Origin of the sequence: Alkalithermobacter paradoxus (genome assembly GCA_002029295.1) — a bacterium.
GTDB lineage: Bacteria > Bacillota > Clostridia > Peptostreptococcales > Peptostreptococcaceae > Alkalithermobacter > Alkalithermobacter paradoxus.
On sequence record MZGW01000013.1, the window covers coordinates 1 to 21469 of the forward strand.

Consider the following 21469-nt stretch of genomic DNA (forward strand, 5'->3'; position numbering starts at 1 on the left):
ATTGCCTCCGCTCGACTTGCATGTGTTAGGCACGCCGCCAGCGTTCATCCTGAGCCAGGATCAAACTCTCAAAAATAATTTGGCTCATATGAGCTGACTTTATGGTTAATTGAATTACTATTCGTCTACTGTTTAGTTTTCAAAGTTCATTTTTGGCTTGTCTTAACGACAAGTAATACTATATCATTTTAATTTATCAATGTCAACATTTTTATTAATTTATTTTTTATAAATTTTATCTCATATTTCACCTACAATTAATATTTCTCATAAAATTTTTACTTTGTGATATAATTCCGATTCAAGTTTCATATCAATTTATTATATCACAATTAATAGACTAGTCTTTTATTATCCGTGTACACGCCTAGCTTGTGAATTTTAGTAGTAAATTTTGAGTTTATCTTCAAATCTAAAGGGGGAATTTGTATGTCTGGTAATTTGAAACGTAAAGCTACATTAATGGAAGCACTAATCCCTATATTTGCTCTCATAGTATTTATCTCTGTAGCTGTATTTAAGTATGATGCTTCACCTCATATACCTCTTATAGGTGGTACTGTTATAGCAGGTCTTATGGCTACGAAAAGACTTGGGTATTCTTGGGGTGAGCTTGAGGATGGTATATTTAAAACCATAAATATGGCTATGCAGGCTATATTAATATTAATGGTAGTTGGTACAATAATAGGAACTTGGATATTAAGTGGAGTAGTCCCTACTATGATATTTTATGGTCTTCAGATATTATCTCCTGCTATATTCTTAGTTGCTACTGCTTTAATATGTTCTATAGTATCTCTCGCTACAGGCTCTTCATGGACTACAGCTGGAACTGTTGGTATAGCCCTTCTTGGTGTAGGTCAGGGTCTTGGTATTCCACTCCCAATAGTTGCAGGTGCTATTGTTTCTGGTGCTTACTTTGGTGATAAAATGTCTCCTCTATCAGATACTACTAACCTAGCTCCAGCAATGGCAGGGTCTTCTCTATTCGATCACGTAAGGCATATGCTTTACACTACAGGACCTTCTTTATTGATTTCTCTTATTCTTTACGCAATAATAGGAGCTAGATATGCTGGTCAATCTCTAGATACTAATTCCATAAATGAGATATTAAATGCTCTATCTTCAAACTTTTATATAAGTCCATTACTTTTTATACCTCCTATATTAGTAATAGTTATTGTTATATTAAAGGTTCCTGCACTTCCTGGATTAATAATTGGTGCTATTACAGGTGGAGTGTTCGCATTTTTATTCCAAGGTTCTTCTTTAGGAGAAATAATAGATGCTGCTCACTATGGATTCGTATCTGAAACTGGGATACAGGCTGTTGACGACCTATTGAGCCGTGGTGGTCTTGATGGTATGATGTGGACAGTTTCATTAATACTATGTGCTCTAACTCTAGGTGGTATCTTAGAAAAAACAGGTATGCTTGAAGTTATAGCTGAGAGTATACTGAAGCTTGCTAAAGGAACAGGTTCTTTGGTTTTAGTAACTCTATGTTCTTGTATATTTGTTAACTTGGTTACAGGAGAGCAATACTTAGCTATAGTTATTCCAGGAAGAATGTATAAAGACGCATATGCTAAAAAAGGTCTTCACCCTAAAAACTTATCCAGAGCTCTTGAAGATTCAGGAACATTAACATCTGCTCTTATTCCTTGGAATACATGTGGAGCATATATGTTCGCTACATTAGGTATTAGTCCTTTTGCATATTTACCTTTTGCATTCCTAAATTTAATAAATCCTTTAGTATCTGCATTCTACGGTTTTACAGGTATAACCATGGAGAAACTTCCAGTAGAAAGTTTATCAGAGTAACTATAAGAGCCTTTCGGGGCTCTTTTATCATTTGATATGTGTTATAAAAATATCCATATATGAATACAGTTTTATATGGAGGTGAATAGTTTGATTGGTTTATTTGTTTGTCTATCCTTTATTTTAGGATCAATAATTCTCAATAAACCTACATTTTTAGGTTTGATTTTATCGACTACATTTATATATTTACTGTATCTCAACAAAGGTTATTCATATAAAACTTTAAATAATAGTTTAATTAGTGGACTGTTTTCTGCAAAAAAAGTACTTATTATACTTTCTTTGATAGGAATGCTAACTTCTATATGGATGATAAGTGGAACAATACCATATCTTATGCATTTAGGCCTTAGTCTTTTAATGAATTATAATTTCTTATTTTTATCTTTTATAATAATGTCCTTTATATCTTTGATACTCGGAAGTTCATCTGGCAGTATATCTACAATAGGGGTTGTCCTTATGAGTATCGGAAAGAGTATAGGTATAGATCCTTTTATATTAGCTGGAGCTATAGTTTCAGGTGCATTTATAGGTGATAGGTCATCTCCTTTATCTGCATGCCTTAATTTGACAACTGAAATCACAAATACTACCATCCTAGGTAATATCAAAATATTAAACAGAACTTTATTCCCATCATTTATTCTCGCTTCATTGATTTATTACATTATAGGTATGTCTTTCTCAAATATAGATTTAATTCAAATAGAAAATACATTAAAAACTTTATCTACTCATTTTGTGTTGACACCTTTTGCTCTTATTCCTTTAATTGTTCTTTTTGTGTCTATAATATTTAGAATTAATATAGCTACATCAATATTTCTTTCTATAGTTGCATCTTGTATATTCTGCATTTCTGTTTTAAAAATTGGGTTCACAGATATTGCATCTACTCTTTTATTCGGATTTCATAGCACACAAAAAGAAGTCTCCTCCTTGATATCAGGAGGAGGTTTAATATCTATGTTGAGGATTTTATTAACTATAGCTAGTTCAGCTATATTTACTGGAATTATAGGAGAGGTTAATTTACTATCTAGTTTCTTTAATAAGCTTACCTGTAATATAACTAGTAAATTTAGCCTAATGTTAAGAACCGGATTTCTTAGTATATTTATAAATATGCTAACTTGTAATCAAACTATAGGTATAATAATTCCAGGCAAATTTATGAATCATTATTTTAAGAATCAAAATATGAGAAGTGAGCTTTTAGTTCACTCTATTGCTGATATGGGTACCATAACTGTACCACTTATACCTTGGAATATTAATTCTATAATTTCAGCTACAGTTTTAGGTGTATCTGCATTTGAATTTATACCATATTCATTCTTGTGTTATTTTTTACCTTTGATGTTTATAATAAGGTATAAATTTATAGAACCAAGCTAAGACCTTCCTGTTTTAGCTCTTTTTCTCTTTGAGCAAGAGCATCTATTACATTTTGTATATGAACATCTAAATCTATTCCTAGCTCATCAGCACCTTTTTTTATTGTATCTCTGTTAACAGCTTTTGCGAACGCCTTGTCTTTTAGTTTTTTCTTAACAGATTTTAAGTTTAGATCATCAAAACTCTTAGATGGTCTAACTAGTGTACACGCTACAATAAAGCTAGATAGTTCATCTACTGCGTATAATGCCTTTGCCATTTTAGTTTCTCTTTTTATATTTGTGTAGTCTGCATGCCCTAATATTGAATCTATTATTTCTCTATCTACTTTCTCTTCACTTAAGATATCTTCACCCTTTAGGGGGTGTTGATCTGGATATAGTTCATAGTCTACATCGTGGAGTATACCTGCTATACTCCATCTTTCTATATCTTCTCCAAATTTATTTGAGTAGTATCTCATAGATCCTTCAACTGCTAATGAGTGTTTAATTAAGGTATCTGATTTTACGTATTTTTTTAGTATAGACAATGCTTCTTGTCTGTTCATGATACGCCTCCTAACTTTCAATGTTTTTGCAGTTTGTTTCTTTTACAAGAAATGAAGCTACAAATCCTATAAATACCGATACAAATGCATATGTAAATGCTCTTTGATATGATGATTGTATATCTAAAATCAGTGAGTATTTGTCTAGAGCATTTCCTATTATAGGCGGAAGTATTGCACCACCTAAAAATCCTCCCATATTAACAACTGATGTAGATATTCCTGCTGCATTAGGGTCGTTAATTTCTTTTGCACAAGACCATGCTAATGTAAATGCACATGTACTAAATCCTAGAACAAACATTAACGGATATAATACTGATTGATTAATTTTCCCATTGTTTATAAATACCAATAGTGCCCAGCAAATCAGATTTGTAAGAGCGAATATTATCATAGGTAACTTTCTTCTTGACATCTTGTCCGAAATTTTTCCTATAAATATACTCCCTATGGCTAGTCCAAGCACAGCTACAGTCATATGATTAGCAGCCTTTATAGGTGTCATACCATAGACCTCTGTTAAGTATGATGGACCCCACGTTCCTGTAAGTGACACAAATGCTCCGAATAGTCCTGCAAATACAATAAACCCTGGCCATGTATATTTATTTTTTATTACTTTCACAAGAGACTTTAGTATATTAATTTTTTGAACTTTAACTTTTCTTCCTTCTATTTCTGATATAGACGGAAGGTCCATATCACTAGGTGTATTTCTTACAAACATATAACATAGTATCGCCAATATTACGGATATGAAACCTATTAATATAAATGAATTTCTCCAGCCTATATTACCTACAAGAATAACAAGAGGAGCTTGTGCTATTATTCCTCCTAGATTCCCAATAAAAGATGTTATACCTGCCATAGTTGCAAATTCCCTAGTATAAAACCATTCTGTCTGAACTTTTAGTATGGCAATAAATACAACTGATACTCCTATGCCAACTATTAATCTTCCTACGAATGCAATTCCTATATTCGGAGCAAGTCCAAATAGTATAGACCCTACCCCAGCAAGCAGCGTTCCTATAGTTACGGTCATCCTTGCTCCTATTGAATCTGCTAATATACCTGAAGGTATTTGCATTACCATATAAGCATAAAAGTACATAGAAGCTAAGTTTCCTATAGTAGCTGATGATATATTGAAAGTAGTTTCTAACTGACCTCTTACAACACCCACAGCTAATCTATGGAAAAATACTATTACATAAGCAAGTGCAAGAATACCCCATACTATCCACCTGTAACTTAATAGCTTACTTAATTTTTTATCTCTTTCCTTTTCCATATCTAATCTCCTCTCTATGTAATGTCTTAACTGATACGAATAGAAATATTCTATAAATAATACTTACTTTCCTTGTATTCACGAAAAAAAACTACACTTAAAAGTGTAGTTTATAGTGATAATAACTCTTCTATTCTATTTTTATCAAATCCTAATACTTCTTCCCCTTCTATAACTATAACTGGAACAGACATATATCCCATACTCATAAGTTTTTTTCTAGCAGTACTATCTTCTGATATATTATGTTCAACGTACTCTATTTTCTTTTCATCGAAATATTCTTTTGCAGTATGACAATATCCACATGTATTACTTGTAAATATTTCTATCTTAGCCATATTTATTCCTCCTAAAGTAAGTAGTGTTTTTCGTAATATATTTTTCCCAAATATATTTTTTTAAACACCTTTTTACTTCAAAATCTTATATGTCTATTTTTTTGTGCGACAGTCTCTTGCTTACATTTCTTTCTACTAATAACTTAATTACTGCAATTATAGGAACTCCAAGGAACATTCCTGTAATCCCAAACAAACCTCCACCTATAACTATTGCTAGTATTATCCAAAATGGACTTACACCGACTTTATCTCCAAGTATCTTAGGTCCTAATACTAATCCGTCAAACTGCTGAAGTATAAGTATGAATATAAAAACCCACAAAGCTTTTATAGGGCTATAAAATACTGTGATTATAACAGCCGGAACCATTCCAATTATAGGTCCAAAATAAGGGATCATATTTGTTATTCCAATTATTATACTTATAAGAATATTATAATCTACATTGAGAACTAATAATCCTAAGAAGCATAGTATTCCTATTATTAATGAATCTATGAATTTACCTATTATAAATTGAGAAAATATATTATCTACTTCTTTACCAAACAGTATTAATGAACTTGCTACGTTCTTACTTAAAAATGCGTACATTAATTTCTTTGTATTCGCTATAAAAACTTCTTTATCTTTGAGTAGATAAATAGATATTATCAAACCTAATAATAGTCTAAAAAATGTAGATGTAAAAGTAATAATACTTAAAACTACAGTGTTAAGCGTTCTGTCTAGGAATGTAGTTGTTTTAAGTATTATGGAATTTATATTTTGCTCTACGTAACTTGTAATTCCATATCTTTCTAGGATTTTTGATTGTATTATGTTCGAATTAACCCATTCTTGTGTTATAACTATATACCTTGGCATATCATTTAATATCTGTACTATACTTTTTATTATTCTTGGGGATACTATTGTAACTATTAGTACTATAATTCCTATAACAAGTAAGTACACTACAAGTATACTTATTCCTCTCTTTAATTTAAATCGCCTTTCTATGTATGACATCATTGGATTTAATAAATATGCTATAGAGAATGCCCATAAAAATGGACTCATTATTGATATAAAAAATCTTAAAGCATCTGCTATTACATCCAAACTATTAACCATTCTAAATAAAACAAATGATACAAATAAAATTATGATAAGATGCAACGAGTTTTTAATTTGTAACATAGGTTTCCTCCTCAAATAATCTATTATTTATAATATAACATACTTCATGATAGATATATACTTACTTTTATAGTACAATTTATTTGTATTTATGTTTCCTAAAATAAAGGAGGTTTGTATGAAAAAAGTTTTGATACTTTCTGCTTCAACAGGCGGTGGACACAATAGAGCAGCTAAGGCACTTGAAGAATCTTTACTTTCTAGAAATATAGCGTGCGAGACTGTGGATAGCCTTAAATTTATAAGTCCAACTATAGATAAAATTATATCTAAAGGGTATGAAAAATCAGCTATATACACGCCTAAAGCATATGGGAAAGTATATAGAATTTCGGACTTAACTGTTTCAAAATCAGAAATGAATAGAAATATATTTTTAAAATATATGATGATAAAGATAAATAAATTAATATCAGAAAAGAAACCTGATGCAATAATAGGTACACATCCATTTCCTCTAATGGCTGTGTCTAAGCTTAAGAAAAAAAATAAGTTTAATATACCTATTATATCTATACTTACTGACTATACAATCCATTCTACATGGGTTCAAGATGAAATAGATAGCTATATAGTTGGAGATGAATTTGTAAAACAACTTCTGATAGAAGAAGGTATTCATAAAGATAAGATACACCCATTTGGAATACCTATAGAAAAATCATTTCTAAATATTAAGGATATAAATAGTGTTAAGAAAGAGTTTGGACTTGAAGATAAGTTTACTGTTTTACTTATGGGAGGTAGCTTTGGTGCTGGTAATGTCAAAGATGCTTTCTTAGATCTTCTTAATGTTAATCATGATATTCAGATAATAGTGGTAGCTGGAAGAAATGAGTCTTTAAAAGAAAAAATAGAAAAAATAATGCAGTATAGAGATATAGATAAAAAAGTAGTTTTACTTTCTTTTACAGATAAGATAAGCGAACTTATGTCTATATCAGATGTACTAATATCTAAACCTGGAGGTCTTACTACAACAGAGGCACTCCTTAAGGAGATTCCTATGATAATACCTTATTATATTCCTGGTCAAGAGGAGGAGAACATAGACTTTCTTCTTAATAATGGTTTGGCTATGAAAACAACACCAAAGTATGACCTTAATGTATTAATTCAAATACTTATAGAAAATCCATGTAGACTCAATAATATAAAAAACAATATGAATATGATTAAAAAAGTAGATTCTTCAGAAAAGATAGCTGACCTAATTCTTAATAGTTTTAATAAATAAAGCCGGCAAATTTGCCGGCTCAATTTATATTATATATATTAATATTTCGGATCATAGAAATCTTCTTCGTAGTCGTATTCAAAGTTCTTATAGTTATTATTAAAGCTTTTTTCTCTCTTTGATTTAGATTTATTTTTTTTATTTCTTCCAAATTCTATTTCATCATCATAATCATAGTTAAACTCTTTTTTACTCTTAGAACTCATTTTTTTATTTCTTTTTTCCTTCATGGCTCTATGCTCTTCACAATCCATAATGGCTTTCATTGTTACACCCCTACTCTGATTTTTTACAATATTTATTATAGCTTAAAAGTTAGAATTTAGATGATATCTATACAACCACGCTCCTTGGAGAATAAAAAAAATTATTTCTAAGAAATTATACAATACTATTATATTTACTTCAAGTAAAAAAGTCTTTCTTTGAAGGATTTTAAAGGTAGACTTTTTTGAAATTCATAACGGAAATTATAAATTATCCACAATTCAAAAAGTCTATAATTTCCTATTCATTATAAAAAAACTGGAGCATACGCTCCAGCTATATTTCTCTTCTTCCTTCTAATGCCTTTGATATTGTAACTTCATCTGCATATTCTAAATCTCCTCCAACTGGAAGACCGTGTGCAATTCTAGTTACCTTTATTCCTAATGGTTTTATAAGCCTTGATATATACATGGCTGTGGCCTCACCTTCTATCGTAGGATTTGTTGCAAGTATTACTTCTTTAACAGAAGGGTCATTAAGCCTTAATAATAACTCTTTAACTTTTATCATATCTGGTCCTACGCCATCCATTGGAGATATAACTCCATGTAGAACATGATATTTCCCTCTGAATTCTTTAGTTCTTTCCATCGCAGCTACATCTCTTGGATCTTCAACGACACATATAATTTCATCACTTCTATTTTTACTTGAGCATATATCACAATTTTCTCTATCTGTTATATTACAGCAACTTGAGCAATACTTAATTTGCTTTTTTGCTTCGAGTATTGCACTTGAAAGACCTTCTACCTCATTTATGTTCATATTTATAACATGAAATGCAAGTCTTTGAGCTGTCTTTCTTCCTATACCTGGTAACTTTGAAAATTCTTCAATAAGCCTTGATATAGGTCCTGAATAGGATTCCATAAAATCGCTCATTAGAACAATCCTGGCACATTCATGCCACCTGTTAATTTACTCATTTGAGAGCTTGACATTTCATCTGCTAATCTTAAAGATTCATTTACAGCAGATAAAACTAAATCTTGTAACATCTCTATATCGTCAGGATCTACTACTTCAGGCTTTATAGTTATACTAATTATTTCTTTTTTTCCATTAGCTTTTACAGTTACAGCTCCTCCACCAACAGAAGCTTCTACTTCTTTTTGTGCTAGTTCATTTTGCATCTTTTCCATTTCTTTTTGCATCTTCTGAACCTGCTTTAACATATTATTCATATTACCAGGCATTCCTGGAAATCCTCTTTTAGCCATAAATATACCTCCTCAAAAAATATATTAACATTATATCATATTATATATCTTTGTCTGAATGTTTTATTTGTATTATTTCTTTTGGAAAAATACTTTCTAATATCTCAAGCCCTTCATCTTTATGATTACTCGTATCAGTAATCATAAGTTCAGATTTTAGAGATAATTTTATTCCTAAGTCTTGATTTGTAACTGAACTTACAACCTTTTTTATATATTCTTTTGTACTTTCTTTACTTAACGCTTCTTTATGAAACTTATAAATATCATCAAATACTATTACCAAGGTTTTTCCTTCTAATACGAATTCTTCTGCTTCTTTTAACATGGCAGCAGTTGGAATATTCTTATCTTTTTTCATGTAATCTAATATTTCAGGCCATATCTTTTTTATCTTGTCTGAACTTTGAATTTTTATGCTAACCTTTTTATCTTCTTTAGATATTTTCTCAGTACTGTTTGATTTACTTGAAGTACTTTCTAATTTTACTCCGCTAGCTATCTGTTTTTCAAGTTTTTCTAGTCTACTTAGTATTCCATCTTTATTATCATCAAGCATAGGTTGGGATATTTTTATTATAGCTATTTCAAGCAATACCCTTTGATGTGATGAATATTTCATGTCATTTTCACAAATAGATAATATGTTTATTATTCTCATTATATCATTTGTACTTATTCTCTCACTTTGACTCTTTAAGGATTGTATTATTTCATCTGGAAATGCTAATATTTCATCAACTTCTTTTGAAACCTTACATATCATTAAATTCCTAAAATGGTCTATCAATTCATCTAAGAAATGCTTTATATCTTTTCCCCAAACAACTAAATCATTTACAAGATTAAGTATCATTTTAGTGTTCTGATCTATTATATAATCTGTCATATTAAATAAAAATTCAGTATTAACAGTTCCTAAAAGCTCTACAACATCCTCATATTTTACTTCATCACAAGTATAAGATATGCATTGATCTAATATGCTTAGTGCATCTCTTAATGCCCCTTCAGAATTCTTTCCTATTAAATTTAATGCTCTATCCTCTACTTTTATTCCCATATCTTCGCAGATAACCTTCATTCTATCAACTATATCACATAGTTTAACTCTCTTAAAATCAAATCTTTGACATCTTGATAATATAGTAGGTGGAAGTTTATGAGGTTCTGTCGTTGCTAGTATAAATATTATATAGCTAGGAGGCTCTTCTAACGTTTTTAATAGAGCATTGAATGCTCCTTGAGATAACATATGCACCTCATCTATTATATAAACTTTATACTTTCCTACAGACGGAGGATATTTAACATTTTCTCTTAATTCTCTTATATCATCTACACCGTTATTAGAGGCTGCATCTATTTCTATTATATCCATTATATTTTCAGAGATTATTCCTTTGCATACCTTACATTCATTACACGGCTCCATATCATGTGGCTCTAAGCAGTTCACCGCCCTTGCAAATATCTTTGCTGTAGAGGTTTTTCCCGTTCCTCTACTACCTGAGAAAAGATATGCATGTGCTATATTATTGTTATCTATCTGATTTTTTAAAGTTTTTATTATATGTTCTTGTCCAACAACATCACCAAATTTAAGTGGTCTATAAACTCTATATAAAGCTTTGTGCATTTTATCACCCCAAAATATAAATCATACATAAATATTATATACTACAATATAATAAAATCTCTATAGTAATCAAAAATCCTCATCAGGATTCAACCTGATGAGGATATTTTTTTATATATTAAATGCTGTGCACCATCCTTCGAACTAAGGCCATAAACGTTACCTAGACAGTTAGCTCAATTCAGGCACCCCTGCGGCACATGGAAGTTGTCACTTACCGTTGCTTCCTTCCGGACCTGGCGGGGTTTGTGAGCTTCCATTGCGCAGGACCCGAATATCATCGCCACTTATCCAGGGCAGCTCTACAGCTCTTAGTCCTCTAGATGGATTTCAACCCTGCTATAGCGGATTGCAGGTTACAAGGCACCGCTACCTCCCCGTCTAGCACAGCAAACTTTATAAACTTTTCTACTGGCGGAGAGAGCGGGATTCGAACCCGCGAGACAAGTTATCCCCGTCTACACGCTTTCCAGGCGAGCGCCTTCAGCCAACTCGGCCATCTCTCCATATTATCTACGTCTTATATTTCTAAAAAATCTTTTCATTATAGAAGAAGATTTGTTTTCTAAAATTCCATACTTAACATTAACATTATGATTAAATAAATTATGTTTCATCAAATCTACCTTAGAACCACAAGCTCCACCTTTTTCATCTTTAGATCCTATAACCAGATTTTCTATTCTACTTTGCAATATAGCTCCTGCACACATAGGACATGGCTCTATTGTTACATACATAGTACATTCTATAAGTCTCCATCCACCTATAACTTCTGATGCTCTTTTTATAGCTATTATTTCTGCATGAGCAGTTGGATCTTTTAAGGTTTCTCTTAAATTATGTGCTCTAGATATTATCTCATCATTTCTTACTATAATTGCTCCTATTGGAACTTCTCCTTTTAAATAAGCTTTACAGGCTTCTTTAAAAGCTTCATTCATAAAAAGAAGGTCTTTCATTTTTCCTCCTGTAAAGGATATTGCTAAATGTGTTACATTACATATAATATATTAAATCTTGGTATTTGTCAATCTTTCGGTTCATTATCTTATATCCATTTGTGTATTATTGTTCTAAATGTGTAATAATAATCCAAAACCCCTGAAATTCAGGGGCTTTGATGTTATTTAGTTATTTTTTCTACTCCACCCATGTAAGGTCTTAATACCTCTGGAATAACTACAGATCCATCTTCTTGTTGGAAGTTCTCAAGAATAGCTGCAACTGTTCTTCCAACTGCAACCCCTGATCCATTTAAAGTATGAACATACTCAGCCTTTGATTTTTTATCTCTTTTAAATCTTATGCCTGCTCTTCTTGCTTGGAAATCTTCAAAGTTTGAGCAAGAAGATATCTCTACATATCTACCGTAACTTGGCATCCATACTTCTATATCATATTTAAATGCAGCAGTGAATCCTAAATCACCTGAACATATCTTAACAACCCTATACGGAATTCCTAGTTTTTGAAGGACTTTCTCAGCATCATTTGTAAGTTTTTCAAGTGTTTCATAAGAATCTTCTGGCTTTACAAAGTGAACTAGTTCTACTTTATTGAATTGATGTTGTCTTATAAGTCCTCTTGTATCTCTTCCTGCAGAACCTGCTTCAGCTCTAAAGCATGGTGTATATGCACAATATTTTATAGGAAGATTATCTCCTTCTATTATTTCATTCATATGAATATTAGTAACTGGAACTTCAGCAGTTGGAACTAAGAAATAATCAGCATTTGTAACCTTGAACATATCTTCTTCGAATTTAGGAAGCTGTCCTGTTCCTATAAAGCTGCTTCTATTAGCCATAAATGGAGGTAGAACCTCTGTATATCCGTGCTCCATAGTATGAGTATCTAAGAAGAAGTTTATGATAGCTCTTTCAAGTCTTGCTCCAAGACCTTTGTATAAAGTAAATCTTGATCCTGTAATTTTTGAACCTGCCTCAAAATCTAATATATTAAGGTCAACCCCTAAATCCCAGTGAGCTTTTGGTTCAAAGCTAAACTTTGATGCTTCACCCCATTTTCTAACTTCAACATTATCTTCATCAGTATTACCTTGTGGAACATCAGGGTTAGGCACATTAGGTATTCTTAATAAATGGTATTCTATTTCACTTTCAACTTCTTTAACTTTTTCATCAAGATTTTTGATTTCATCAGAAAGATTTTTTAATCTACTCATTATTTCTGATGTATCTTTTCCTTCTTTTTTAAGAATAGGTATCTGTTTTGATGCTACATTTTGTTCATTTTTCATTTTTTCTACTTCTTGAAGTATTTCTCTTCTTTTATCATCTAGCTCAACAACTTTGTCTAGTTCAAAATCTTTTTCTCCACGTTTTTGCATTAATGCTTTGATTTCTTCTAATTCATTTCTTATCCTTCTTATATCTAGCATTTTTTATCCTCCTTGATTTTTATTACAATAAAAAAGTCTTTCTTTGAAAGATTTTAAAGGTAGACTTTTTTGAAATTCATAACAGAAATTATAAATTATCTACAATTCAAAAAGTTTATAATTTCCTATTCATTATAAAAAAAAGCCTTCGTCCCGTAAAGGGACGAAAGCTAAGCTTCCGCGTTGCCACCCTGATTGGTCATATAGACCCTCTCATAATCTGTAACGTAGATTATACGATCAAAGCTACTTTTATTTCACCTTGATAGCTCAAGAACGGATTCGAAATCAACTGTTATGGATTCACACCTACCATCCACTCTCTGAAAACAATTTGTATTTCTACTACTTTCTTTCACAGCTTTTATTTTATTATTAACCATTTATTGCATATTATACTACTTTTATCTCTTAGTTTCAATCCATTATTAATAATTTTCACAATGCATCTCAAAATATTCTTGTTCTACTTTACATGTTGGACAGATTTTTGGAGCTGATTCTCCACCGTGAATGTATCCACACACTCTACATTTCCACTCAACTTTAGTGTCTTTCTTGAAAACTTTATCTTCATCAACATTCTTAGCAAGCTTTAAGAATCTTTCTTCGTGTTTTGCTTCAACTTTAGCTATCATTCTGAAAGAAGTTGCTATTTCTTTGAATCCTTCTTTTTCAGCTATATCTGCAAACTCTGGATATAATTTATCCCACTCTTCATTTTCTCCCATAGCAGCAGCTTTAAGATTTTCTAATGTAGAATCTATAGCTATTGGATATGTAGCTTTTATGTCCACAGGATATGGGAATTCTTCTCCTTCTAAACCATTTTTTATGTGATTAAAGAATATTTCTGCATGTACTTTTTCATTGTCAGCAGTTTCTATGAATAATTCTGCTATTTGATCATATCCTTCATTCATAGCTTCTTCTGCATAGAATGTATATCTGTTTCTAGCCTGAGACTCCCCTGCAAATGCTTTCATTAAATTTTCAAGTGTTTGTGTTCCTTTTAAACTTTTCATTATTGTACCTCCCATTAATTTTAAAAGTGTATATTTCTTTATTACCCCTATATAAGTATATTAAACCACTTTTTTAAATTTTTAAACAATATATTTATTTTTCGTCTTCATCTTTTGTCTTTAAGTATACAACCCTTTGAGGATAAGGTATTTCTATTTCATTTTTATCAAATTCATATTTTACTTTTTCCATTATATCAAAGTATACAGGCCAATAATCTTCTGTTTTAACCCAAGGTCTAGCAACTATATTTATAGAGTTATCTCCAAATTCTAAAACCCCAATTATAGGATTAGGATCATTTAATATTCTTACCTCTTTTTCAAATATACCTCTTATAACACTTTTTACTTTCTTTATGTCATTATCATAAGACACTCCAAATACAAAATCTATTCTTCTCTTATCTTGAAGTGTATAGTTTATTATGTTATCTGATGTAAGCTTAGAGTTTGGAACTACTATTGTTTTGTTATCAACTGTTTTTAATATAGTATTAAATATTTGTATCTCCTCAACTATACCAGAAACTCCTGATCCTTCTATGAAATCTTTTACTCTAAAAGGCTTAAATATAAGTATCAAAACTCCTGAAGCAAAATTTGAAAGAGATCCTTGAAGTGCCAAACCTACTGCAAATCCTGCAGCTCCAAGTACAGCAACAAATGAAGTTGTAGGCATTCCAAGTTTATTTAAAACTGATACCCCAACAAATACAACGCACAATACATAAATAAGCTGTGAGATAAACCCTACTAGTGAAATATCTATACTAGCTTTTTCTAAGAATCTTCTAGCTATCTTTCTAAGCTTTCTTGATAGATATACTCCTCCTATAAGTATGAATATTGCTGCTATTATATCTAACCCATACTTTATAAAATAATTTTTTACTTCTTGTATCATGTCTATTTCCAAATTTATACTCTCCTTTCTTAATTAAAAGTTAAAACCTGTTACTCAACAGGTTTTAACTTTCTTAGTACATCTCCTAATTCGTCTATGTATTTTCCATAATCAGTGAAATTTCCATTTCTTATTGCTTCCTGTGCTCTATCGTAAAGTTCATTAGCTTTTAATAAAAGATCATTACTACTTAAATCCTCTCTATATACAATATCTCTTTTTTCATCTACTACTTTACCTTCTGATTTGAATAGTTTGTTTATTGCATCTTCTAAAGTATCTTCCATTACTATTTTATCATTATATATCATTATTATTTTCTTTACTTCTGGTATACTTTCTTTAGAATCTGATTTTATATATAGAGGTTCTACGTATAATATAGATTCTTCAATAGGCACTGTTATCATATGACCTCTTATAACTTTAGATCCTCCACTATCCCACTGAGTTAGATTTCTAGATATTTCTGGATCTTGATTTATCCTTGATTCTACTTGATATGGTCCTAGTATATTCTTTTCCTTAGGGAATCTGTATACAACTAATTCTCCATATTTTTCATTGTCATTTCTAGCTACAAGCATAGCTATCATATTCTGCTTTGCCCTAGGAGTATAAGGAACTGTAAGTAGAAATTCAGCTTTTGACTCTCCCGGAAGCTTAAATGTTATATAGTTTGATTCTACTTCAACAGGATCATTTTTTCCTTCATAAATTTCTGTGGCTATCTCCCATTGATCTTCTTTATTATAAAAAACTCCTATATCCTTCATATGATATGTACCATACATTCTTGATTGTATGTCGAACACGCTTTGAGGATATCTTATATGATTTCTTATTCCCTGTGGCATATTATCAATAGGCTTGAATAAATCTTTAAATATCTTTGAGTAAGTCTTTATTATAGGGTCTTTATCATCAGATATATAATAATCAACACTTCCATTGTAAGCATCAACAACTACTTTAACAGAGTTTCTTATATAATTTATTTTTCCATGTTCATAAGGCTGCGAATATGGATATCTTGATGTAGACGTATATCCATCTATAATCCAATAAAGCTTTCCATCTACCAAAACTATATATGGATCTTCATCATAAGTTATAAATGGAGCTATCATTTTTATTCTATCACTTATATTTCTATTTAGTATTATTCTACTATCAGAATTTACAGCTCCTGAAACTAAAAGTTTAAAGCTTCCTCTATCTATAGAATATAAAAGTCTATTAAATGGCGTAAGCTTTATACCAGCACTTCCCTCATATCTTGTAAATGCATTTGTCTCTCCTTTAGGATAATCAAACTCATCTTCTTTAGTATTTATAACTATATAATCATTTGTAAGTTCTCCAAAGTATATTTCTGGTCTTTCTATTCTTAGAGAATCTGATTCAGTAATTGGTGGAATGTTTCTTATTATAGTTTTAGGCTGTCCACTAGGAGTTACTTCATTTACAGGCGACATGACTATTCCATATCCATGTGTATACTTTAAATGCTTATTTATCCAAGTCTGTGCTTGTTGTGGAAGCTTTGATTTATCTATTTCTCTAGGTGATAAAAATACCTGAGTAAGCTTTCCATCTATCATATACCTATCTATATCAACATCATTAAATCTATAGTAACTTCTTATCCCTTGAATTTGATTATACGTTTGTATGGTTGGTCTATAGTCATTTATAGGTATATTTTTTACTGTTTCTTCATTATTTATTATATCTTCTAAACTTAAGTCGCTAAGTGCTGCAAAATCCTCTTCTCTTATATTATTTATATCATAAGCTTTCTTTGTGTAATCTATATTATACTGTATATAAGTTGATTCTCTAGATATCTCATTGGGAGAAACTATAAAGTTTTGAACAGCACTTTCTCCTATAGATGTTAATATAGTTACTGCAACTAGCAATATAGGCCCTATTAGTACAAGTTTATATCTTTGCTTTATATTAGCTATAATTATTAGAATAGATGTAACTATACTTAATATAGATTTTATCCTGTAGCCAAGAAGTGTTACATGTACATCTGTAAAACCAGCTCCGTGAATAATTCCACGAGTTGAATATAAAATGCTAAACGATGATAAATAACTTTGAATAGCTATTATTATAAAAAATACAGCTCCTATTATGGTTATTTTATTGAATGCTAAAGTTAATATTCTTTTAGGAATAGATCCATATTCTGATAAATTCCATACCTTACTCTTATCAAAATCATAAAATTTATTTTGACTTTTCATTGATATTAAAATCAAATAATATACCAAGGTAATTATAAATAATAATACTAATATTCCTATGAGTGAACTAAGTATCTCACTTATTAAAGGTAACTTAAACACATAAAAAGATATATCTTTATTAAATATAGGATCTGTTACGTTAAATTGTGTAGAGTTTTTAAATTTAAGTATCTCCATCCAAAATGATGACGATATACCTACGCTGAATATAAATGACACTATAGATGATACAATGAATGTAGCAGTATTTATATTCTTATCATCTTCACTGCTACCTAATATATTCATATTTTTATAGTAGTTTCTTTTTATGTTCATCAGGTAAAGATATATAAAAGTATTAAGTACTAAGAATATTGGAACTCCTATGTATAGCCTAGAAAATACTATCTTTGTATATGTAGATACATACCCAACTTCCTTAAACCAGTTGTAATTTGCTATAAAGTTTATAATCTGTGAAAAAGAGCCAATCAAAACAAATAATAAAAACAATCCTAAAAACAATCCTGTTCTTTGTAATCTTTTCAAAACAATCCTCCTTCTAAAATTTAGTATATTTATATTCTACCTCAAAAATAAAGTATGCACTAATACTTTATTATATTAGTGCATACTTTAACTTAATTATTCAACTTCATATCCCCTAATTTTATATACCCTTTTTTTCTCATATATTCAGATATTATTAATGTAAGTATAGCAGGTAGTATAAAGTGAAGTATTACAATCTTTACTATAGATTCTGTTCCCATAACGGACACAGTTGCTATTTGTCCTACAAGACCACTTGTACCCATTCCTGCACCTATACTATTGCTTTCCATTTTAAATATGACTGTAGCCAAAGGCCCTAGTATTCCACTAGCAACAATAGGAGGTATCCATACAAGTGGATTTTTGATTATATTAGGAACTTGAAGCATAGATGTTCCAAGTCCCTGAGCTATAAACCCTCCAAATCCATTTTCTCTGTAAGAACTAACTGCAAATCCTATCATCTGTGTTGAACAACCAACTAATGCTGCTCCTGCTGCTATACCTTCAAGTCCTAATGCTATAGAAAGCGCTGCAGAGCTTATTGGAAGTGTTAAAATCATACCCATACTTATAGCAAGTATTATACCCATAGGTATTGGCTGAAGTTCTGTAGCCCTATTTATGAATGATCCTAAATTTGTCATTAGTGATGCAACAACAGGTGCTATTGAAATTCCAGTCATTCCTCCTACTATTATAGTAATAGCAGGTACTAATACAATATCTACTTTTGTTTTACCACTAATTCTTCTTCCTACCTCAGCTCCTATCAGTGATGCTATAAATGCACCTGCAGGCTCTCCTATTCTTATTATAGTCTGACCTTCAACTATATTTATACTTCCCGCACCTATAGCTCCACTTATCAAAGATGCGAATATTACAAGTGGAGGGGCTGAAAGAGAATATGCAACCCCTGCTCCTATAGCAGGTCCCATAAGAAGTTGAGCTGTTCTTCCAAAAGTAGATATAGCTTCTATATTAACTAAATCTCCTATTTGTTTTAGTATAAGTCCTATTATAAGAGATGAAAACAATCCTAAAGCCATTCCATTCAAAGTCTTAGTAAAATACTCTCTCAATTTTATTCCTCCTATTTATACACTTTTTGTAACACGTGAAACTACTATTTATTTGCAAGTCTTATCATCTCTTCTAAACTTTCTAAGGCTTTGACTCTAACATTTTCTTCTAGTTCGATCTCTTTTCCACCTTTTCCTATCATAGCATTGTAAACATCTTCTAGAGTTGTCTTTTTCATATTTATACATATTAAACTATTAGATAATAATCTAAACTTCTTATCTGGGTTTAATTTTCTAAGTACATGTAGTACTCCTGTTTCAGTTCCTATTGTTATTTCTTTTGCATCTATTTTATTAGCATAGTCTATTATTTCAGATGTTGATCCAACAAAATCAGATACAGCTAATACTTCTTCTCTGCACTCTGGGTGTGATAATACTGGTGCGTTAGGAAACTTATTTTTCATTTGTATAACTTCTTCTTTTTTAACCCTATCATGAACATTACAATATCCATTCCATGAAATAATATTTTTGTTAGTTATATTTTTGGATATATAGTTTCCTAGGTTTATGTCTGGCACAAATAGTATATTTTCTTCTTGCAGTGAATTTATTATATTTACAGCTGTTGAAGACGTTACGCATATATCAGATACAGCCTTAACTTCAGCACTTGTGTTTACATGCGCTACTACTTTGAAGTCTTTATGTTCTTTCTTAAAATCTACTATATCCTCTGGTTTTATCATATTAGCCATCGGACATGTTGCTTCTTGTACAGGAAGTATAACTTTTTTATCTGGAGAAAGTATCTTAACAGTTTCAGCCATAAAATCTACTCCGCATAGTACTATTGTTTCACAATCTAATTCTGTTGCTAACTTGCTTAAATAAAAAGAATCCCCTATATAGTCTGCAACCTGCTGCACTTCATAGTTTTGATAATTATGGGCTAGAATTTTTATATTATTTTCTTTCTTAAGTCTATTTATTTCATCTTTTATACATATATCACTCATCTTAATCTTCTCCTTATAGTTTTTTCTGTACATTCTTCTGTCTTGTCACCTGTATATAAAAAATATACCACTTTATTATTCTTTTATCAAGTACCCTTTTTGCCTTAATTTATCTATAATGTGCTCGTAAGAATCATTATCCTTAACTTCTATATTATGAAAGTGTATTCCATTAGTAAGTTTTGATATTGGCTGTGATTCTGTTTGTTTTATTTTATCAATAAATTCTTCTAAATCCCTACGTGAAGTTATATTTAATATTCCTTTTATTTCTCCATATATAGGGTGTTCTACAATTACATCTATAACTTTCCCCCCATTGTCTACTATTATCTCAAGTTCATCTTTCATTTCATCTATTGTACAGTGATTAGATGCTATCGTTTTAATAATAGAATTATTACTCTTAGGAATTATATATCCTTGAGGAGTTGCTATTATATTGACCCCTTGGGCTCTTAATATTGCTACATCTTGTACTATAACTTGTCTACTTACATTTAGCTTTTCCGATAAACAACTTCCCTTTATAGGATTATCACTTTCATATATCAGCTTCTCTATATTTTTTCTTCTATTTATAGTATCCATTACAATCACCTCTATTTTAGATTATATACTAAACTTAGTAATTATCATACACAACAGCGAAAAGTCTTATATAAAAAAGTCTTTCTTTGAAAGATTTTGAAGGTAGACTTTTTTGAAATTCATAACAGAAATTATAAATTATCCACAATTTAAAAAATCTATAATTTCCTATTCATTATGAAAAAAGACTGTGAAGTATCACAGTCTATAAATAAAAAAAGATTATCTGGCTACGTCCTACTCTCCCAGGAGGCTTCCCTCCAAGTACCATCGGCGCAAAAGAGCTTAACTTCTGTGTTCGGAATGGGAACAGGTGTATCCTCTTTGCTATAGTAACCACATAATCTTACTTGTCTAATATATTTTGTTTGCTTTACATATTTAGTATAAACTTAAGATCGACTTTCAAGCCTAAGTTATTTTAATGTACTTGATTTGAATTTACATTCAAGAGTTGACTTTCAAGCTTGCTTGAGGAAACTCCAGGTAAGTACGCACCATTCATATTTAGTGTAAACTTAAGAATCGACTTTCAAGCTTGCTTGAGGAGATTCGTAGTTAAACTAAATATGAAGCATAGTACTTTCAAAACTGCATAGCATATTTGGTCAAGTCCTCGACCTATTAGTACTCATAAGCTGAACACATTACTGCGCTTACACCTTGAGCCTATCAACCAAGTAGTCTTCTTGGGGTCTTACCTTAAAA

Annotated in this window: 19 protein-coding genes, 1 tRNA gene, 3 rRNA genes, 1 other RNA gene and 1 other annotated feature; of the genes, 3 read left to right on the forward strand and 21 right to left on the reverse strand. The window is 30.7% G+C overall.

The genetic code is table 11. The features are described 5' to 3' along the window. Positions 1-76 (reverse strand): 16S ribosomal RNA (locus CLOTH_RS09860); the annotation flags it as partial. Between the two features lie 353 nt (positions 77-429). Between CLOTH_RS09860 and nhaC the strand changes: the two genes are divergently transcribed. Together nhaC and CLOTH_RS09870 are read left to right on the forward strand one after the other, a co-directional pair. Next, positions 430-1833: a Na+/H+ antiporter NhaC gene (gene nhaC / locus CLOTH_RS09865; protein ID WP_331722081.1), complete on the forward strand. Its 1404-nt coding sequence runs from the start codon at positions 430-432 to the stop codon at positions 1831-1833. A 90-nt stretch (positions 1834-1923) separates the two neighbouring features. Beyond that, positions 1924-3237 carry a Na+/H+ antiporter NhaC family protein gene (locus tag CLOTH_RS09870; RefSeq protein ID WP_158080505.1) on the forward strand — a complete coding sequence of 438 codons (1314 nt, stop codon included), beginning with the start codon at positions 1924-1926 and terminating at the stop codon, positions 3235-3237. Here CLOTH_RS09870 and CLOTH_RS09875 read toward each other — a convergent pair. From CLOTH_RS09875 to CLOTH_RS09890, 4 genes are all read right to left on the reverse strand, one after another. Beyond that, positions 3221-3787: an HD domain-containing protein gene (locus CLOTH_RS09875; RefSeq protein WP_079413613.1), complete on the reverse strand. Its 567-nt coding sequence runs from the start codon at positions 3785-3787 to the stop codon at positions 3221-3223. The genes CLOTH_RS09870 and CLOTH_RS09875 overlap by 17 nt on opposite strands. Before the next feature lie 10 nt (positions 3788-3797). Further along, positions 3798-5087, reverse strand: a complete 1290-nt coding sequence (locus CLOTH_RS09880; RefSeq protein ID WP_079413615.1) for an MFS transporter — start codon at positions 5085-5087, stop codon at positions 3798-3800. Between the two features lie 110 nt (positions 5088-5197). Then, on the reverse strand, positions 5198-5428 hold the full coding sequence (locus CLOTH_RS09885; protein WP_079413617.1) for a glutaredoxin family protein: 231 nt from the start codon (positions 5426-5428) through the stop codon (positions 5198-5200). 85 nt (positions 5429-5513) lie between these two features. Next, a complete protein-coding gene (locus tag CLOTH_RS09890) occupies positions 5514-6614 on the reverse strand; it encodes an AI-2E family transporter (protein WP_079413619.1) in 1101 nt (366 codons plus the stop codon). Between the two features lie 118 nt (positions 6615-6732). Here CLOTH_RS09890 and CLOTH_RS09895 point away from each other — a divergent pair, with 118 nt between their 5' ends. Beyond that, positions 6733-7851 (forward strand): MGDG synthase family glycosyltransferase, encoded by a 1119-nt coding sequence (locus CLOTH_RS09895; protein WP_079413620.1) that lies wholly within the window; start codon positions 6733-6735, stop codon positions 7849-7851. Between the two features lie 38 nt (positions 7852-7889). Here CLOTH_RS09895 and CLOTH_RS09900 read toward each other — a convergent pair whose 3' ends face one another. The 16 genes from CLOTH_RS09900 to CLOTH_RS10830 form a co-directional block, all read right to left on the reverse strand. Further along, entirely contained in the window at positions 7890-8117 is a 228-nt protein-coding gene (locus CLOTH_RS09900; RefSeq protein WP_079413621.1) for a hypothetical protein, read from the reverse strand. Between the two features lie 277 nt (positions 8118-8394). After that, positions 8395-8994 carry a recombination mediator RecR gene (recR, locus tag CLOTH_RS09905; protein WP_079413644.1) on the reverse strand — a complete coding sequence of 200 codons (600 nt, stop codon included), beginning with the start codon at positions 8992-8994 and terminating at the stop codon, positions 8395-8397. An 11-nt stretch (positions 8995-9005) separates the two neighbouring features. After that, the gene (locus CLOTH_RS09910) at positions 9006-9344 is read right to left on the reverse strand and encodes a YbaB/EbfC family nucleoid-associated protein (protein WP_079413622.1); all 339 of its coding nucleotides are present in this window, start codon (positions 9342-9344) and stop codon (positions 9006-9008) included. A 40-nt stretch (positions 9345-9384) separates the two neighbouring features. Continuing rightward, on the reverse strand, positions 9385-10983 hold the full coding sequence (gene dnaX, locus CLOTH_RS09915) for a DNA polymerase III subunit gamma/tau (RefSeq protein WP_079413624.1): 1599 nt from the start codon (positions 10981-10983) through the stop codon (positions 9385-9387). Positions 10984-11108: 125 nt separating this feature from the next. Beyond that, an RNA gene (gene ffs, locus CLOTH_RS09920) (signal recognition particle sRNA large type) lies at positions 11109-11373 on the reverse strand. A 22-nt stretch (positions 11374-11395) separates the two neighbouring features. Further along, positions 11396-11489, reverse strand: a tRNA-Ser gene (locus CLOTH_RS09925). Positions 11490-11492: 3 nt separating this feature from the next. Further along, the gene (tadA, locus tag CLOTH_RS09930) at positions 11493-11945 is read right to left on the reverse strand and encodes a tRNA adenosine(34) deaminase TadA (protein WP_079413626.1); all 453 of its coding nucleotides are present in this window, start codon (positions 11943-11945) and stop codon (positions 11493-11495) included. 164 nt (positions 11946-12109) lie between these two features. Next, complete coding sequence (serS, locus tag CLOTH_RS09935; protein WP_079413628.1) at positions 12110-13387, reverse strand: serine--tRNA ligase; 1278 nt, start codon at positions 13385-13387, stop codon at positions 12110-12112. Positions 13388-13543: 156 nt separating this feature from the next. Beyond that, positions 13544-13755: a binding site (T-box leader), on the reverse strand. 60 nt (positions 13756-13815) lie between these two features. Continuing rightward, positions 13816-14412, reverse strand: coding sequence for a rubrerythrin (rbr, locus tag CLOTH_RS09940; protein ID WP_079413630.1), 597 nt, complete (start codon positions 14410-14412; stop codon positions 13816-13818). A 94-nt stretch (positions 14413-14506) separates the two neighbouring features. Continuing rightward, positions 14507-15331: a mechanosensitive ion channel family protein gene (locus tag CLOTH_RS09945; RefSeq protein WP_331722083.1), complete on the reverse strand. Its 825-nt coding sequence runs from the start codon at positions 15329-15331 to the stop codon at positions 14507-14509. Between the two features lie 38 nt (positions 15332-15369). Continuing rightward, a complete protein-coding gene (locus tag CLOTH_RS09950) occupies positions 15370-18114 on the reverse strand; it encodes a UPF0182 family membrane protein (protein ID WP_079413634.1) in 2745 nt (914 codons plus the stop codon). 92 nt (positions 18115-18206) lie between these two features. After that, positions 18207-19211, reverse strand: a complete 1005-nt coding sequence (locus CLOTH_RS09955; protein WP_079413636.1) for a PTS transporter subunit IIC — start codon at positions 19209-19211, stop codon at positions 18207-18209. A 38-nt stretch (positions 19212-19249) separates the two neighbouring features. Further along, complete coding sequence (gene nadA / locus CLOTH_RS09960) at positions 19250-20170, reverse strand: quinolinate synthase NadA (RefSeq protein ID WP_079413638.1); 921 nt, start codon at positions 20168-20170, stop codon at positions 19250-19252. A gap of 75 nt (positions 20171-20245) precedes the next feature. After that, complete coding sequence (locus CLOTH_RS09965; RefSeq protein WP_079413640.1) at positions 20246-20761, reverse strand: transcription repressor NadR; 516 nt, start codon at positions 20759-20761, stop codon at positions 20246-20248. Positions 20762-20985: 224 nt separating this feature from the next. Further along, positions 20986-21102 (reverse strand): 5S ribosomal RNA (gene rrf, locus CLOTH_RS09970). Between the two features lie 263 nt (positions 21103-21365). Further along, positions 21366-21469: ribosomal RNA gene (locus CLOTH_RS10830) — 23S ribosomal RNA — on the reverse strand; the annotation flags it as partial.

Bases quoted from the DNA above. Each gene is read 5' to 3' on its own strand.
- rbr (WP_079413630.1), bottom strand. From the start codon at position 14,412: ATGAAAAGTTTAAAAGGAACACAAACACTTGAAAATTTAATGAAAGCA.
- CLOTH_RS09895 (WP_079413620.1), top strand. From the start codon at position 6,733: ATGAAAAAAGTTTTGATACTTTCTGCTTCAACAGGCGGTGGACACAAT.
- serS (WP_079413628.1), bottom strand. From the start codon at position 13,387: ATGCTAGATATAAGAAGGATAAGAAATGAATTAGAAGAAATCAAAGCA.
- nhaC (WP_331722081.1), top strand. From the start codon at position 430: ATGTCTGGTAATTTGAAACGTAAAGCTACATTAATGGAAGCACTAATC.
- nadA (WP_079413638.1), bottom strand. From the start codon at position 20,170: ATGAGTGATATATGTATAAAAGATGAAATAAATAGACTTAAGAAAGAA.
- CLOTH_RS09965 (WP_079413640.1), bottom strand. From the start codon at position 20,761: ATGGATACTATAAATAGAAGAAAAAATATAGAGAAGCTGATATATGAA.
- CLOTH_RS09910 (WP_079413622.1), bottom strand. From the start codon at position 9,344: ATGGCTAAAAGAGGATTTCCAGGAATGCCTGGTAATATGAATAATATG.
- CLOTH_RS09875 (WP_079413613.1), bottom strand. From the start codon at position 3,787: ATGAACAGACAAGAAGCATTGTCTATACTAAAAAAATACGTAAAATCA.
- CLOTH_RS09900 (WP_079413621.1), bottom strand. From the start codon at position 8,117: ATGAAAGCCATTATGGATTGTGAAGAGCATAGAGCCATGAAGGAAAAA.
- CLOTH_RS09880 (WP_079413615.1), bottom strand. From the start codon at position 5,087: ATGGAAAAGGAAAGAGATAAAAAATTAAGTAAGCTATTAAGTTACAGG.
- dnaX (WP_079413624.1), bottom strand. From the start codon at position 10,983: ATGCACAAAGCTTTATATAGAGTTTATAGACCACTTAAATTTGGTGAT.
- CLOTH_RS09890 (WP_079413619.1), bottom strand. From the start codon at position 6,614: ATGTTACAAATTAAAAACTCGTTGCATCTTATCATAATTTTATTTGTA.
- tadA (WP_079413626.1), bottom strand. From the start codon at position 11,945: ATGAAAGACCTTCTTTTTATGAATGAAGCTTTTAAAGAAGCCTGTAAA.
- recR (WP_079413644.1), bottom strand. From the start codon at position 8,994: ATGGAATCCTATTCAGGACCTATATCAAGGCTTATTGAAGAATTTTCA.
- CLOTH_RS09885 (WP_079413617.1), bottom strand. From the start codon at position 5,428: ATGGCTAAGATAGAAATATTTACAAGTAATACATGTGGATATTGTCAT.